The sequence below is a fragment of the Clostridium sp. genome (assembly GCF_016650035.1).
Lineage (GTDB): Bacteria > Bacillota > Clostridia > Clostridiales > Clostridiaceae > Clostridium_AD.
The window spans coordinates 1-16,005 of record NZ_JAENWM010000036.1 but is presented as its reverse complement, the minus strand read 5'-3'; the positions used below and the strand labels follow the sequence as shown (position 1 = coordinate 16,005).

Sequence of the window (16,005 nt, the reverse complement as noted above, 5' to 3'; positions counted from 1 at the left end):
TGTTTATAATATAATTATATAGAGAGAATATTATTTTGAATAAAAATCTCATAGAAATGAGTTAATACTTAAGCATATATCTTATAGGTGGTGAAATAAATGGAAAATGGCCCTCCGAGTAGAAGGTCAAAATCAATTTTAAAATTTAATATGAATATGCAGAGAGATTCTAATATTAGAAATTGATATAGTTTTAATTGAGGTTAAAAATCAATTAGCTGTGGATTATATTTTGATATTTCTCTGTATAATGGGAGGAATATCTATGGAAAGAGTTTCAGTGTTTTATCTAAGTAAAATACTAAATCAAAAAGTGTTTGATGAGCTTGATGACAGTATTGGTAAGTTGTATGATATTTATGTTACAACTGATCAAGGATATCCAAGAGTTATAGGGTATAAAATTAAAAAGGGCGGAGAAATTTTTAATTATGAATTTAGAAATATTGAGATATTTAAAGCGGATAAAGGTCTAACTATAAGAGTAAGAGGAGTAAAAGATATAATTCCTAGAAAATTTTCTTACCTTTTATCTAAAAATCTATTAAACAAACAAATAGTCGATGTTAACGGTAAAAAAGTGGTTAAAGTTAATGATTTAACTATGAATAAGGTTGCCGGAGAAATAAGAGTTGTAACAGTAGAATCTGGTATTATAGCTGTTGCTAGAAAATATAAATTAGATGGTTTAGTCAGAGCTTTTTATGATATATTAGGCAGAAAACCTAGAGAGAATAGTATAACCTGGGAAAGTGTTCAATCTTTAGAGATGGTAGAGAATAGTTTAAAACTAACAGAACCTTATGGTAAATTAACTAAGCTCCATCCAGCAGATCTTGCGGATATCTTAGAGGGGCTAGATACTGAGGCTCGAAACAAAATTTTCGAGAGCTTAGATAAAGATTTGGCTGCTGATACCTTAGAAGCATTACAACCAGAGATTCAAGCGGATATTTTAAGTACTATAAATAATATGAGAGCACAAGAGATTTTAGAGGAAATGCCCAATGATGAAATTGCTGATATTTTAGATGAAATGAAGGAAATTGATGCAGAAAAAATCCTTTTAAACTTTAACAAAGAGGATGAAGAGGAAATCAGAAATCTTATGAATTATGAAGATGAAGTTGTTGGAAGCATAATGAATAAAGATTTTATCTCTTTTAATGTTAATATTACAGCTTTTGAGACTATTGAAATTCTAAGGGAGCTTAAGCCTGAAGATGAGGTAATACATTATATTTATATTATAGATGAAGATGAAAAACTTCAAGGATTTATTTCACTAAGAAATTTAGTGTTGTCAAACCCACAACAGAAACTAGAAGACATTATGGACGATACAGTTATTAAAATAAAAGATTGCCAAGATATTGAGGATGCTGTGGAATTAGCGCTTAAATATGATTTAATATCTTTACCTGTAGTTGACGAAGATGAAAAGTTATGCGGAATAGTAATTATGAATGATATAATTGAAGAATTACTGTCACCTAGATGGAAAAGAAAACTTAAAAAAATTATATAAAAATACACTATGCTACTAAATTAAATTATAGTAACATAGTGTATTTTTTTTGTAAACTAGAACAAACTAATACTGTTAATGAAAGATATATATTTTTTTTTGAGGAGGAATACATTTGAAGAATAAAAAACATTTAATCAAAAGATGCAGCGCTGTAGTTATGATAATTTTAATTGCATACTTTTCAAGTGAAATATATTTTAATATTTCTAGTATGAAAGCTATGGCGCAGGTCTATAAATATGGTGCGCGAGGTGAACAGGTTAAAGAAATTCAAACTAAATTAAAAAACTGGGGATATCATAAGGATGCTGTGGATGGAATATATGGCTATAATACTTACCTTTCCGTTAAGTATTTCCAAAGAAATAATGGATTAAAGGTAGATGGAATTGCAGGAAAACAAACACTTTCAGCTATGGGTATTTCAGCGGGAACGTCAACTTCTAGTGGAACGGCTTCTAGCCAAAACGTAACAAATAGTAAAGATGTGGATTTATTGGCACTCCTCATAAATGGTGAGGCTAGAGGAGAACCCTATGAAGGGCAAGTTGCTGTTGGAGCAGTAATTTTAAATAGAACAAGAGATGCAAGATTTCCATCTACAATAGCAGGAGTAATCTACCAACCAGGCGCATTCACAGCGATAGTAGATGGGCAAATAAATTCGGAAATGCAACCGAACTCTTTAAAAGCTGCTAGAGATGCGCTAAATGGCTGGGACCCATCTTCTGGTGCTGTATTTTATTTTAATCCTGCAACAGCTACTAATAAGTGGATATGGTCAAAGACACTTATAAAAGTAATTGGTAAACATAGATTTTGTAGCTAAAACTAAGCAGTAATTTCTAATAATAATAGAGATTACTGCTTAGTTTTTTATAGAAAAATATAAATTTCGACTAAAAGTAAAATTTATATGACTAAAATTAAAAAAATTTTTAATATATTTCTAATAACGTTAAATTGTGATAAAATAATGGTGATGTTTTTAAATTAATTATATACCTATAAAATAATATGTAGATAAATTAAAAATACTATATAAATGGAAAAGTATATAGTATTAAAAGTTTGGATGTAGTATAATACGGAGGAGTGAAAAGGAGATTTATATGAGAAAAAAAGCAATTATAATAGTAGGAGTTATATTTTTATTAAGCACAGCAATATTTACTACTTATTCTTATGCTAAAGTTAAAAAATGGGATTCTTTGATTTTACCTTCAGTAAAGATAGAAAATGAGGATTTAACAGGTAAAACTAAGGCTGAGGCCCAAAAAATAATTGTGGACAAGTATTCTAGTCAAGTGATTAAGAAAAAAATTGACATAGTACAGGGAGAGAAAAAATATACCTTAGACTATTCAATGCTAGATGCAAAGTACAATATTGATGAAGCTATAGAACAGGCTGTTAGTTATGGAAGTGATATGAATATGTATCAAAGATATAAAGCTATAAAAAATCCTGTTGAAACGCAAATAGAGCTAAAATTCGAATATAATGATAAAGCTGTTGGCGAAATGATAGAGGAAATAGCTAAAGATACAAATAAAGAGGCTGTAAATGCAACAATAAAAATGGTTAGTAGTGGAAAGTTTAATGTTACCAATGATGTTATTGGTAAGAAGTTAGATTCAGATAAATTAAAAAGTGAAATTAAGAGTAAAATTAATGGTGTTCTTTCTGAAGATACTATAAGTATTGAGGCTCCTGTAGATGAAACTCCTCCTAAAGTAACAGCAGCTACTTTAAAAACAATAGATAAAAAAATATCAAGCTACACTACAAGCTTTGCAACATCAGCAGCAGGTAGATCAACAAATATAGATTTATCAACTAAAAGTATAAATGGGACTCTATTAATGCCAGGAGATGTATTTAGTTTTAATGGGGTTGTAGGACAAAGAACAGTAGCAAGTGGATACCAAGATGCAGGAATAATTATAGGAGATAAACTAGAACAAGGAATTGGTGGCGGAATATGCCAAACTTCTTCTACTCTATACAATGCAATCCTTGAAACTGAACTTATGTCTGTAGAAAGAATTCATCATACATTTCCTTCTCATTATGTCCCAAAAGGACAAGATGCCACAGTTGATTATGGCAATCTTGATTATAAATTTAAGAATACACTAAAGTATCCAATATTTATTGAAGGTTACACATCAAACAAAAAAGTTTCATTTAATATTTATTCTAATTCGACATTAACTAAAAGAACTTATAGTATTTCAACTGAAACGCTTCAAACTACTCAACCAAAAACAGAAATAATAAAAGATTCAACTAAGTACGAGGGCGAAAAAGAAATTATTAAAAAGGGTTATCCTGGATATAAAGTTAAAGTCACAAGAAAAGTTTATGAAAGTGGTAAATTAATTGATACTCAGGTTATAAATAATGATACCTACAGAGTTATTAATGGAATTATTAAGGTGGGCACTAAGAAAAAACCAGTTGTGCAACCTCCGGTTGTAACACCTCCGGTAGTGACACCACCAGTAGTGGAACCACTACTATAAACATAAAACCAGCATAGACCTAAATTTCAATATATAATAAAAAACATAACGTTTTAATTAACGTTATGTTTTTTATTATATACGCTTATTTTATCTTGGTCATCATAGAATATAATGTGCAAGTTAATAATTGAATTAATGGATAATTAATCTAAAACATGATATTATGTAAATACTAGAATTATAGAGTGTTTATAGCCTAAAGTACGGTGAAGGAGCGGATATTATGACAAAAGAAGTGGAATTAATAGATAAGATTGCAATTAACATAGAAAAAGTAATTCTAGGAAAGAAGCCTCAAATATATAATATATTAAAAGGAGTCCTAGCTAATGGTCATATATTAATCGAAGATGTCCCAGGGGTAGGAAAGACCACGCTTATAAAAGCCTTATCAAAGTCATTAAATTTATCCAATAATAGAATTCAATTTACACCAGATCTTTTGCCTTCAGATATTCTAGGTGTTTCTATATACAGTCAAAAAACATGTGAGTTCGAATTTAAAAAAGGACCGATTTTTTCTAACATAGTACTTGCTGATGAGATAAATAGAACATCACCTAAAACACAGTCTGCATTACTTGAGGCAATGGAAGAAAAACAAATTACAGAAGGTGGAATTACATATAAACTAAAAGAACCTTTTTTAGTTTTAGCAACGGAAAATCCTATAGAATATGAAGGCACTTTTTCCTTACCGGAGGCACAATTAGATAGATTTATGATTAAAGTTAGAATAGGATATCCAAGATCAGAGGCTGAAGTGGATATATTAGATTTATATAGGGAAAATAATCCTATTGAAGAATTAGAGGCAGTGGCTACAGGTGAAGATATTATATATTTACAAAAAAAAGTTAGATTGGTACATGTGGAAAGGGAATTAAATCAGTATATAGTTAAAATAGTTAATGCAACGAGGGATAATAGTTTTATACTTCTCGGTGGAAGCATAAGAGCATCCTTAGCATTGCAACGCGTTGCTCAAGCAACGGCGATTATAAATGGAAGGGACTATATTATACCGGAGGATGTAAGGGAGAACGTAAATATTGTGTTAAGTCATAGAGTTACATTAACTTCATCAGCTAGGGCTAATAATTATACGGAGCAGCAAATTATTTTAGATATTTTAAAAACAATTCAAGTTCCCAAGGTGAGATAGTATGATTGTGATAAATAAAAAGATACTTTTTTTATGTATAGTTGCTTTCGTTTTTGCTTATATTTCAGGAGGTAATTTGCCATATTCGATATTTTATGTGTTCACTGTTACCATAGTCCTTGGAATAATTTACATGCTTATAGTTAAGAGGAGTTTGCATGCTAAATTTGAATATGACAAGGTGGTTTTTAATGTTTCTGATAAAACAAATATTAAAATAGCAGTAGTGAATTTAGGGATGTTGCCCACACCTTATGTTTACGTGGAAAGTAAAATATTAGGGGGATTTATAGAGGGGTACCATGGTGACTTGATTTTTTTAGGGGGGAAGGGTAGAAAATGGATTAATAACGAAATTACTTTTACTAAAAGGGGAATTTATGATTTTGGGAATATATCTGTTACTGCAAATGACTTGTTTTGTATTTTAAGATTGGTAAAAAATATACATAATAAACTTAATATCACAGTATATCCTAAGGTATATAAGTTGCGTGACTCTGACTTAAGAAGAGGGCAAGATGATTATGGAAATATTGTTAATAGCAAAAGTGGGATTGATGATTTAACATTTATTAAAAGCATTAGAAAGTATAATACAGGAGATAATCTTAAGAGGGTACACTGGAAACTAAGTGCAAAGCATGGAGAACTGTATGTTAAAAATTTTGATATGGTTTCAGGGGAAAAATGCAAAATATTTATAAATATGCATAGGGATAATTTGCTTAATAATTCTAACGGCGTTATAGAGGAAAATATGGTTGACTTCTCCGCATCACTAGCAAAATATATGATGATTAATAGAATTAAAACCAGGTTATTTATACATTCAAAGCATCAAAAAAACATAAAAGTGGAGTCAAAAGAAGATTTTCTAGGATTCATGGAGTACTTATTAAAATGCAAAAGTGATGGAACTTTCGAATTCGCTAGCTATATAAAATCAAATTTACAACATGTACCTAGTGGAAATTCAATAATAATTGTCAGTATAGCTATTGATGATAACCTAAGAAATTTGATTGTGAATTTAAAGGGAAGGGGGTACAAAGTTAATGTGTTTTATTACGGTAATATCTTGAATGGATTTAGAAATGCAAATTTTGTTAGAAATATAGATATCCTTAAAAACATAGGGATTGAATGTATTAATTTTAAGGAAATCATAGAGAAAAGGTGAAAAACGATGTGGATGAAGGAAAAAATCATATATATAATTTTTATTTTTATAAACTTTAACCTTATCCTAAGGCTTTTACAAGAGGGTATTCATATTAAAGATTTCAATTATGAAATTACAAGCTTATTATTTATAATAGGAATTCTAATTTACTTCTTTTGCAATTCATTAACCAGAAAAACATTTTTTTTGTTTCTATTTACATTGCTTGTTATTAGTATGGGAACTGCCTATTATCTTAACAACATTGAGGCTTTAGGAAAATTATTTAATATATATTTTTTTGATAATATCCTAATTCTAAATGACCTTATATACGAGGGATCCATTACATATTTTTATCAATATAGGCGCCTACTAACTTTCGGAATTCCTTTAATTATTGCTTTGATTTTATGGATAACTTTTAAATTTATGAAAAATTTTATTTTGATAGTATCTCTTGCGGTAGTTATTGGATTATGGTATTCAAGGTCCTATGTTGTTGTTAAAGATTATTTGTTCATATACATTTTTATATCTTCGTTTACTTATATTATTATAAGCTACATTAAAAGTATACAGAAGTATAAGGATGCTGGAGTAAATGTTTCCCATGATGATAAATTCAGTTACATTTTAATTTACGGGGTTATAATAGCAATATTAATCTCTAAAATAGCTACTATGTTACCACAAGAATATAAAGGTAAAGAATTCGATAAAGTTGGTAACTATTTTAAAAACGAATTTGCTTCTAAAACATCTGAAACCTCTGAACCTAATAAAGATAGCTTTAGTTTATCTACATCTGGGTATAGTGGTAATGATACAAGTTTAGGTGGACCTATTTCATTAAATTATGAGGAAGTTTTTAAGGTTAAAAGTGATAAGCCATATTATTTAAAGGGCAACGTTAAAGATTTTTATGATGGAAAAAAATGGACTCAATCTAATGAAACTTATTTTAAAAAATCAAGCGAGGGAAAGATGTATTATGAACAGTTCGGAATGAATAGAGAAATGGACGTAAAATCCTTAAAAATATATCCAGATAAAAAATTTAAAACAAATACAATATTTGTACCTAACTTTGCATTTAATGTAAGTAATGTTCAGAGTGCATTTGTTTATGATAGAACTCCTATAATTATAAGCGAAAAAGCAGTTACAACACCCTATGATGTAGACTTTTATGAATATAGTGAAGCGATTTATACTATCGAAGATGTGAGAGATTATAGTGAAAAAATCTTACTAAATGTCAATGACCTTAACCTTGACCTTGCCACAAGTGGTGTGCGAAGTTTTGTACCTCAAAGTCAATCTAATGGACCTATGAATTACTATTTGCAGCCTAAATCTAGGAATATAAATATAGATATCAATAAAACTTCTATAATGCAAGACAAATTTTCATATGAATATAATGGGCTAAATATTAAAGTATTAATGGAATATGGTGAGTATCTCCAGGTTCCAGATAATATTTCTAAAAGGACTTATGATTTGGTCTTTGAAATCATAAAAGATTCCAAAACTAGCATAGAAAAGGTACTTGAAATTAAAAAGTATTTAACTGAAAATTATTCATATGATTTGGAAGTTTCAGTTATACCAGAGGGAAGCGAGTTTATTGACTATTTTTTGTTCGAAGAAAAAAAAGGATATTGTACTTATTTTAATACGGCAATGACTGTAATGTGTAGGATAGCCGGAGTTCCTGCAAGATATGCAGAGGGATTTAAAACTCCCAGTAAAAAAGATGAAAGTGGATTATATAGTGTTTCTAATTCTGATGCTCATGCTTGGGGTGAAGTAGTACTTGGAGCATTTGAATATTCAAATATGTGGACAATAGTAGATGCATCCCCTACGCCCTCAGAAGAGGTGCAAAGAAAATTAAAGGAGCTTAAGGAGAAGCAGATAAGTAATCCAGATAGTGAAGGCAAGGATATAACATCTATTCGTGACCCGCAAAATAAAATAGATGGTATAGATTCAGTAGAAGGAGGAAATAAGTCCATAGCTTTATCGGATAATCAGCTTAGGGTAGCACTTATATTAACTACAATAATATTATTTATTTTAATGAGAATTATAAAAGTATGGAAAAGACGAAATAGGTTATTGCTGTCTAAACTAGTGACCCCCTTATATAATTATTATTTGGATAGATTAGCTGTAATCCTAATAGTTAAGCCTGAATTTCAAGGGGATTTAGAGTTTGCAGAAGATATAGTAGATTGCCAGCTTAAAGAAAGGATGTTAGTCTTAGTTAGGGGTTCTTATGAAGAATTCTACGGTAAGCATTCAGTTGTGATGCTAAATAATAAAGAATACTATGATTTTTTAGAGGAATACTTAAAGCATTATCAAGGGAAAGTAGAATATTTAAAAAATAAATACTTAGGACAGATTCACTAAAAAAGATATGGAAGGAAGGCGGAAATTATGGATTATAAATTGATATGTATAGATATGGATGGTACGCTACTTAACGATAAAAAAATCATTAGTGAAAGGAATCTTAGAGCTATAAGATTAGCTTATGAAAAGGGGGTACGGATTGCAGTATGTACAGGAAGGATTTTTACTTCAGCAGATTTTTTTTCAGAGATTTTGGGAGTTAAGTCACCAGTAATAGCATCAAACGGTGCCTATATTATTGAGAAAGATAGAGATGAAGTGGTTTATAAGGCAATACTAGGGGCTGAAAAGTGTAATAAACTCTTAGCTGTATTTAGACGATTTGATATATACCCACATTATTACACCAAAGATACAATTTTTACAGAAAAATTAATATATTCTTCGAAGTTTTATGAGGAAGTAAATAAGACGCTTCCAATGGATAAACAAATAAAAATAGAAGTAGTGAAAGACTGGAATGAAGTATTTCAGAAATATGAAAAGGAGATTTTAAAGGGTATAGCGGTTAATACAGACTTAGATAAAATACAGGAGGCAAAAAATACTTTAAGAGATATGGGGGACTTTGAGGTTGTAAGTTCTCGTTTTGATAATTTTGAAGCGATGAATATTGGAGTATCAAAGGGAAGTGCAGTTAAAATTCTAGCAGATTATTATGGAATAACAAGAGAACAGGTTATTTGTATAGGTGACAGTGAAAATGATTTATCGATGATTAAATTTGCAGGACTTGGAGTGGCTATGGCAAATGGTGACGATGATGTGAAAGGGGCTGCAAGTTATATTACTGATGATAATAATTGTGATGGAGTAGCAAAGGCTATAGAGAAATTCGTTTTAGAGTTACATGTATAAAATTTCTCCTGCGTGCCTTGCAATACGAGCTCGGGACTGGAAATTTCATTAAGGAATTCTAATGTTTTTCTCATGTAAAATTCTCTATCGCTCACATTCGCCGTCCTGGCTCAGGTTCGCTGGCCTGCCGTCCTGGCAGGCCTACGAGAATTTTACATTCGAAAAACAAGAATTCCTAAATGAAATTTAATAGTCCTTTCGCTTCGCAGTGCAAGTCACTTCGAAGAAATAGCCTATAATGTAATATCTCTACAGCGAAAAAATGTATTTTGAAATATGAGGGTGATATATTTTTGTTAGCATAATCTAAGAAAAAAATAATTTATTATTAGTATAAATATAAACTACATTTAGTAGAATTGTAGAATACTAAATACAAATAAAGGGGGTAAAAAATGTATGCATTAGCTTCTTTCGGCATGATTTATATACTGTTCTTATTAGGTATGGCAGGGTTATGTATATACACGATACTTTTATTTATTAAAGCTTTAAAGATATACATCGATAAAAATTCCTAAAGTGGGGGCATAAACATATGATATTATCTGGAAAACAGATTAGGAGTAAGCTCGGAGAAGAGATTAAAATAGAACCATTTGATGAATAACAGAGGGATTCAACCAAGTTTATTATATAAAGATTTTGATAAGTAAGTATGAAATAAGTGAGTATTTTATATCACTATAGTATATAATTAATATAAAGAGGTCCCATTATTAAATTATAATGGGACAATTTTTATGATAGAATTTCAAAATATGGTATGAGGGAGTATTTTAAAATGAAGCAAATGGTGTTAAATTCAATAAGAAGCGAGTATCACAAAGATTTGGATAAGAAAAGAGATTTTGTGAAGATTAAAAAACTTTTTACTCTGAGAGAAAAAAATGACTATACTTTAGATGATCAAACTTGGAGTGATTTGGATATGGATAAGGTATATGAAAAATTAGATAGGGCTTATAGCAGTCCTGGAGAAGCAGCTTTATATTCAATTCTGAGAAACCCTTTAATGGAGGAAAAAAAGTTAAAAATAAGAGGGAAATTAATTGATATATTCGAAGAAAACGGTAAATTAAGGGAAAGACTTCAATGTATTTTTTTTAACTTGAATAATGATTTTAAAAATTCTTTTCTAGATATGATAGAGAATCATCTTACTATAAATAAAGCTAAATATTACATATACACTGTTCTTGGTAAATTAGTACCAATGATATTGATTTTACTTTCAATATTTGTAAATATAAAATATATGATAGCGCTAGTTGGTATGGGATCTATTAATATGCTTATAAATAATAGTGAAGTAAGGGCAATTAAATCTAATGGAATATTTTATTTGAGGAAAAATATTGTGGCTGCTAAAAAAATTGCAAGTATAGATGATAAAGATATTATCTATTATACTGACAAGATAAAAGGAATACTTAAATCTATAAAAGATATAGACAGAGGAACTAGATTAATAGGTTTTGTAAATATGTGGGGAGGATTTTTTGAATCTGTTTCTGTAATTTTTTTATTAGAAGAAAGTGCATATTATTCTATATCTAATAAAATAAAAGAACAAAAAGAGGTACTGATGGACCTTTATTACACAGTTGGCGAATTAGAAGCATTAATTTCTATTTCAGGGTATAAGCATAATCTAGGGGAGCAATTTGTAAAACCTAAATTTATAAAGGACATTACTTTAAATATAGTGGAAGGAATACATCCTCTTATAGAGAATGCTGTTAGTAACTCTATTAACATAGAAAATGGAGGTATTGTACTTACAGGCACAAACATGGCTGGAAAGTCTACTTTTTTAAGAATGCTTGGAGTGAATATAATTTTAGCTCAAAGTTTTTATTTTGTTTTAGCTAAAGATTATCATGCACCTTTCTTTAACATAGTTTCATCAATTAGCCCCAGCGATGATGTAACAAAAGGGAAGAGTTTCTTTATGGCTGAGGTAGAAGCAATTCTTCGAATAATTAAAGCTTTAGAAAAGGATGTACCTTTATTCTGTCCTATAGATGAAATATTCAGGGGGACAAACCCAATAGAGAGAATTTCTATGTCAGCAGAAATATTAAATTATATAAACAATGGGAAAACTATTTCAATTGTAGCCACTCATGATAGAGAGTTAGTGCAAATTTTAAAAGAAAACTTTAAATTTTATTACTTTAGTGAAAATGTTAATAAAAGTAAAGGGTTGAGCTTTGATTATAAAATTAAAAAAGGTGTATCTCAAACAAGAAATGCTATTAAACTTTTAGAATACATGAGTTATCCAAAAGAAATAGTGGCAAAGGCATATAAGAGGGCTGAGATAATAGAAAAGGTAATGTAGTTTTTAATATATAGAGGTATGTTAATTTGGTATAACTTTACTATTCAATATAAATAGGGTACTATAGCTTTAGGTACTTTGAAGAATTTAAGGAGGAAGATTGTGAATTTAAATATAGTTTTATTTCAACCAGAAATTCCACAAAACACTGGGAACATAGGAAGGACTTGCGTGCTTACTGATTGTAAGCTTCACCTTATAAAACCACTAGGATTTAGTTTAGATGAGAAACAAGTTAAAAGGGCGGGGCTCGACTACTGGCCTTATTTAGATTTAGAAATACATGAGTCTTATGAAGCACTTAGAGAAAAATATAAGGATTCTACATTTTACTATTCTACAACAAAAGCTTCGAAATTCTATTCAGATGCAGAGTTTAAAAGTGGAGATTTTATAATCTTTGGGAGAGAGTCCTCAGGACTTCCAGATAGTGTTCGGGATAGTGACCCTGAAAGATGTATAAGAGTGCCTATGATAAGTAGCTCAACAAGGTCGCTTAATCTTTCTAATACAGTTGCTATTATGACATATGAGGCTCTTAGGCAGATAGGTTTTCCGGAGATGAAATAGGTCATTTAAAATATAATAATAATTTTGTCCCCCACAAGCAATCAAGGAGGAGTTAAATGCAAAAGATTAAAATAATAACAGATAGCACCTGCGATTTGAACAAAGATATTATCGACATGTACAATATAGAAGTTTTACCGTTACTTGTAAAGATAGAGGATATAACTTATAGGGATGGCGAGGATATTAATCTTCAAGAATATTTAAATAAAATGAAAAATTCTGAAGAGTTTCCCACCACAACGCAGGTAATCCCACATAGGTTCGAGGAGTGTTATAAAAAATATATAGATGAAGGATATAAGATTGTTTCTATTCACATGTCTTCAAAAATGAGTGGAACTTATCATTCAGCCTGTATGGCTAAAGACATGTTAGAGGAAGAAGGTATTGTGGTAATTGATAGTTTAAATGTTACTTCAGGCCTTGGAATATTAGTTTTAAAAGCTTGTAAATTATGCGAGCAAGGGTATAATATATTTAAAATAGAAGAAAAAATTAAAGAAACTATACCCCATGTAAAGAGTTCCCTTGCTTTTGACTCATTAGATAATTTAGTTAAAGGTGGTAGACTTTCTAAAACCGCTGGAGCTATAGGAGGACTACTTGGGATAAAATTAATTCTAACTATAAAAGATGGTGAACTGGATGTAATGGATAAAGTTCGTGGGAGTAAAAAAGCAATAAAAACTATTTTAAAGAATTTAGATAAAACTGGAATCAAAAATGGAGAAACAAGTATTTTACTTAGAGCTAGTGATAAGAATATCCTAGAGAGCTTAAGATTACATATGAATGAGCGGGAAATAGATTTTATAGAGTGCGAGGTTGGATGTGTTGTAGGGACACACGCTGGTGAAGGTGCCTGTGGTATATTTTACGTGGAAGATTATTAAGGTTTATTAAAAAGTTTATTATACAAAATGCAATTATTAAATTTATATTTTTTTAAAAGATTTACGTAGTGATAAATAAATAACGAACTATTTGATATTTATATCATAGCTATAGATAAAAAAAATAGGTAATATTTCGAAATGTATGGTTGAAGTAAAAAAAAAAGTATATAATGTAGATAAATGATTGTTAAAAATAAAATTGAATATAAAATGGATGATATTTTAGGGAGATAATCTTAAAAAAAATGTTGAATCTTTATAAGTATAAAATATAAGGATTTAACCACATTAAGATAGCCGTAGGAGTAAGTTTTGCAGCCCATGCAACATGAATCTCTCAGGCACAAGTACCAAAAATGGACATACCTCTGGAAAGCGAATAGCACCGACGGAGTAAACCTCTCAGGTAAAGAAGACAGAGTATAATAGCACATGGGGCTTTTATACGCTGTCTTTTTTGGTGCCTTAAAAATATGGGTTATATTTATATGAACATAACAATCACTAGTTCTTATTCTCATAAATAGTGATAAGGAGGGAATGAATTGATAGAACCGCTAATTATTGTAACCAATAATCCAATGTCAAAAGATCAATTTGAAGGTAAGTATAAGATAATATTTATTGAAGGGACAATGATGGATATTTTAAAAAAAGTTAGGAATAATATTCACGATGGTCATAAATTATTAACGCACCCTTTAATGAGTAGTATAAAGCCTAACGAAACACCTTATAGAACCATTTGCATTTCTAAAGAGAAATTATGTGAAGTTGATCTGCAATCGCTATCTATAATGGAGGAAAGTATTATGAGCACAGAAAAATTCTTAAATGATTTTAAAACGCCAAAATGGAATGAAAAAATATTATTAGATTTTCAACTTATAGATTACGATTTAATATATCATGCATTAAATTAAGGGGAAATGAGGAGGTTTTATTATGGAACATATTTACGATACTATAATTATAGGTGGAGGACCGGCGGGACTATCTGCTGGACTTTATGCATCAAGATCAAGAATGGACACTTTAATAATAGAAAGAGCAAAGTATGGTGGTCAAGTGACTACAACAGATGAACTTGATAATTACCCAGGTTCTATTGAAAATTGTACAGGAGCATCATTAAGTAAAAGAATGAAACAACAAGCAGAAGAATTTGGAACACAATTTGTAAAAGAAGAGGTCATTGATGTTCAACTTGAAGGTGACATTAAAGTAATAAAATGTAATAAAGGAAATTACAGCGCTAGAACCATTATAATAGCGACTGGAGCTTATCCAAGACTTGGTGGATTTAAAAATGAATTAGAGCTAAGAGGAAAAGGTGTTTCTTATTGTGCAACTTGTGATGCTGACTTCTTTACGGATTTAGATATTGCAGTACTTGGAGGCGGAGATTCAGCATTGTCTGAAGCTATATATTTAGCGAAATTTGGTGAAAGTGTTACGGTGATACACAGAAGAGATGAGCTTAGGGCTGCTAAGTCACTTCAAGAAAAAGCTTTCAAAAACCCTAAAATTAAGTTTATTTGGGATTCAGTAGCACAGGAAGCAGTAGGCGAAGAAATTTTAGAAGGATTAGTTCTAAAAAATGTTAAAACAGGAGAGCTTAGTGATTTGAAAGTAGATGGTTGTTTTGTATTTGTAGGATATCTTCCAATTTCAGAATTATTTAAAGGGAAAATAACTATGAATGATAGAGGCGACGTTATTACTGATGAAGAAATGAGAACTAATATAGAAGGTGTATACGCAGCAGGAGATATAAGAGAAAAATTGCTAAGACAGGTAATTACAGCAACGGCAGATGGAGCAATTGCAGCAACACATGCGGAGCATTACATTGAAGATAAATTTAACTAGTTCATATTAAAACATTTAATTGTTTTAAATAATATAAATTCAATAATTGAAATTCCAGGAGGCATAAAGATTAATAATCTTTATGTACAGAATGAAAAAAACAGGAGGTAATTAATAATGTTAGAATTAAATAAAGACAATTTTGAAGCGGAAGTATTACAATCAGAAAAACCGGTATTCGTTGATTTTTGGGGTGATAAATGTGAAATATGTTTAGAACTTATGCCAGGAGTGCATGCATTAGAAGAAAAATATTCAGATAAAATTAAATTTGCTTCATTAAACATTGGCGGAGCAAGAAGAACAGCTATTGGTCAAAGAGTTTTAGGACTTCCAACAATGATTTTGTATAAAGCTGGAGAAAAAGTTGCTACAATAGCACCTGACAAAATTTCTTCATTAGATGATGTAGAAAACTTTATAAAAAATTACTATAATACATTATAATTTGATGCTAATAGCTTATAGTAAAAAACTATAAGCTATTAGCTATACACATATATAGAGTATAGTCGGAAAACAATAATTAACAATATCCACATTTAGGAAATAATAATATGTATCTGGATAACGAATTATACTCAAATTAATTATAGGCATAACAAAAAGACTTTTTTACACATTATTTTAAAAAAGCCGT

The 16,005-nt window shown here is 30.0% G+C and carries 14 protein-coding genes and 1 riboswitch; all 14 genes read left to right on the top strand.

The features are described from left to right. Nucleotides 1–265: 265 nt before the first annotated feature. On the top strand, nucleotides 266–1,528 hold the full coding sequence (locus tag JJD95_RS10185) for a CBS domain-containing protein (protein ID WP_291642908.1): 1,263 nt from the start codon (nucleotides 266–268) through the stop codon (nucleotides 1,526–1,528). 160 nt (nucleotides 1,529–1,688) lie between these two features. Then, the gene (gene sleB / locus JJD95_RS10180) at nucleotides 1,689–2,360 is read left to right on the top strand and encodes a spore cortex-lytic enzyme (RefSeq protein WP_291642928.1); all 672 of its coding nucleotides are present in this window, start codon (nucleotides 1,689–1,691) and stop codon (nucleotides 2,358–2,360) included. A gap of 283 nt (nucleotides 2,361–2,643) precedes the next feature. After that, nucleotides 2,644–4,059: a VanW family protein gene (locus JJD95_RS10175; RefSeq protein ID WP_291642907.1), complete on the top strand. Its 1,416-nt coding sequence runs from the start codon at nucleotides 2,644–2,646 to the stop codon at nucleotides 4,057–4,059. A gap of 226 nt (nucleotides 4,060–4,285) precedes the next feature. Next, nucleotides 4,286–5,227, top strand: coding sequence for an AAA family ATPase (locus tag JJD95_RS10170; protein WP_291642906.1), 942 nt, complete (start codon nucleotides 4,286–4,288; stop codon nucleotides 5,225–5,227). 1 nt (nucleotide 5,228) lies between these two features. Next, entirely contained in the window at nucleotides 5,229–6,410 is a 1,182-nt protein-coding gene (locus tag JJD95_RS10165; protein ID WP_291642905.1) for a DUF58 domain-containing protein, read from the top strand. A gap of 414 nt (nucleotides 6,411–6,824) precedes the next feature. Beyond that, complete coding sequence (locus JJD95_RS10160; RefSeq protein ID WP_291642904.1) at nucleotides 6,825–8,816, top strand: transglutaminase-like domain-containing protein; 1,992 nt, start codon at nucleotides 6,825–6,827, stop codon at nucleotides 8,814–8,816. A gap of 27 nt (nucleotides 8,817–8,843) precedes the next feature. Continuing rightward, nucleotides 8,844–9,677 carry a Cof-type HAD-IIB family hydrolase gene (locus JJD95_RS10155; protein WP_291642903.1) on the top strand — a complete coding sequence of 278 codons (834 nt, stop codon included), beginning with the start codon at nucleotides 8,844–8,846 and terminating at the stop codon, nucleotides 9,675–9,677. Nucleotides 9,678–10,072: 395 nt separating this feature from the next. Then, nucleotides 10,073–10,198: a hypothetical protein gene (locus JJD95_RS10150; protein ID WP_291642902.1), complete on the top strand. Its 126-nt coding sequence runs from the start codon at nucleotides 10,073–10,075 to the stop codon at nucleotides 10,196–10,198. 263 nt (nucleotides 10,199–10,461) lie between these two features. Further along, complete coding sequence (locus JJD95_RS10145; RefSeq protein ID WP_291642901.1) at nucleotides 10,462–12,024, top strand: DNA mismatch repair protein MutS; 1,563 nt, start codon at nucleotides 10,462–10,464, stop codon at nucleotides 12,022–12,024. 102 nt (nucleotides 12,025–12,126) lie between these two features. Further along, a complete protein-coding gene (locus JJD95_RS10140) occupies nucleotides 12,127–12,594 on the top strand; it encodes a tRNA (cytidine(34)-2'-O)-methyltransferase (RefSeq protein WP_291642900.1) in 468 nt (155 codons plus the stop codon). Between the two features lie 56 nt (nucleotides 12,595–12,650). Further along, nucleotides 12,651–13,490, top strand: a complete 840-nt coding sequence (locus JJD95_RS10135; protein ID WP_291642899.1) for a DegV family protein — start codon at nucleotides 12,651–12,653, stop codon at nucleotides 13,488–13,490. A gap of 217 nt (nucleotides 13,491–13,707) precedes the next feature. Next, nucleotides 13,708–13,856: riboswitch (glycine riboswitch) on the top strand. Nucleotides 13,857–14,038: 182 nt separating this feature from the next. Further along, nucleotides 14,039–14,416 carry a GrdX family protein gene (locus JJD95_RS10130; protein WP_291642898.1) on the top strand — a complete coding sequence of 126 codons (378 nt, stop codon included), beginning with the start codon at nucleotides 14,039–14,041 and terminating at the stop codon, nucleotides 14,414–14,416. Between the two features lie 22 nt (nucleotides 14,417–14,438). Continuing rightward, on the top strand, nucleotides 14,439–15,365 hold the full coding sequence (gene trxB, locus JJD95_RS10125; RefSeq protein WP_291642897.1) for a thioredoxin-disulfide reductase: 927 nt from the start codon (nucleotides 14,439–14,441) through the stop codon (nucleotides 15,363–15,365). Nucleotides 15,366–15,482: 117 nt separating this feature from the next. Continuing rightward, entirely contained in the window at nucleotides 15,483–15,812 is a 330-nt protein-coding gene (locus tag JJD95_RS10120) for a co-chaperone YbbN (protein ID WP_291642896.1), read from the top strand. Nucleotides 15,813–16,005: the final 193 nt, after the last annotated feature.

Coding starts and splice junctions, on each gene's coding strand:
- JJD95_RS10150 (WP_291642902.1), top strand. CDS start 10,073: ATGTATGCATTAGCTTCTTTCGGCATGATTTATATACTGTTCTTATTA.
- JJD95_RS10165 (WP_291642905.1), top strand. CDS start 5,229: ATGATTGTGATAAATAAAAAGATACTTTTTTTATGTATAGTTGCTTTC.
- sleB (WP_291642928.1), top strand. CDS start 1,689: ATGATAATTTTAATTGCATACTTTTCAAGTGAAATATATTTTAATATT.
- JJD95_RS10155 (WP_291642903.1), top strand. CDS start 8,844: ATGGATTATAAATTGATATGTATAGATATGGATGGTACGCTACTTAAC.
- JJD95_RS10175 (WP_291642907.1), top strand. CDS start 2,644: ATGAGAAAAAAAGCAATTATAATAGTAGGAGTTATATTTTTATTAAGC.
- JJD95_RS10185 (WP_291642908.1), top strand. CDS start 266: ATGGAAAGAGTTTCAGTGTTTTATCTAAGTAAAATACTAAATCAAAAA.
- JJD95_RS10160 (WP_291642904.1), top strand. CDS start 6,825: ATGAAAAATTTTATTTTGATAGTATCTCTTGCGGTAGTTATTGGATTA.
- JJD95_RS10170 (WP_291642906.1), top strand. CDS start 4,286: ATGACAAAAGAAGTGGAATTAATAGATAAGATTGCAATTAACATAGAA.
- JJD95_RS10145 (WP_291642901.1), top strand. CDS start 10,462: ATGAAGCAAATGGTGTTAAATTCAATAAGAAGCGAGTATCACAAAGAT.
- JJD95_RS10120 (WP_291642896.1), top strand. CDS start 15,483: ATGTTAGAATTAAATAAAGACAATTTTGAAGCGGAAGTATTACAATCA.
- trxB (WP_291642897.1), top strand. CDS start 14,439: ATGGAACATATTTACGATACTATAATTATAGGTGGAGGACCGGCGGGA.
- JJD95_RS10135 (WP_291642899.1), top strand. CDS start 12,651: ATGCAAAAGATTAAAATAATAACAGATAGCACCTGCGATTTGAACAAA.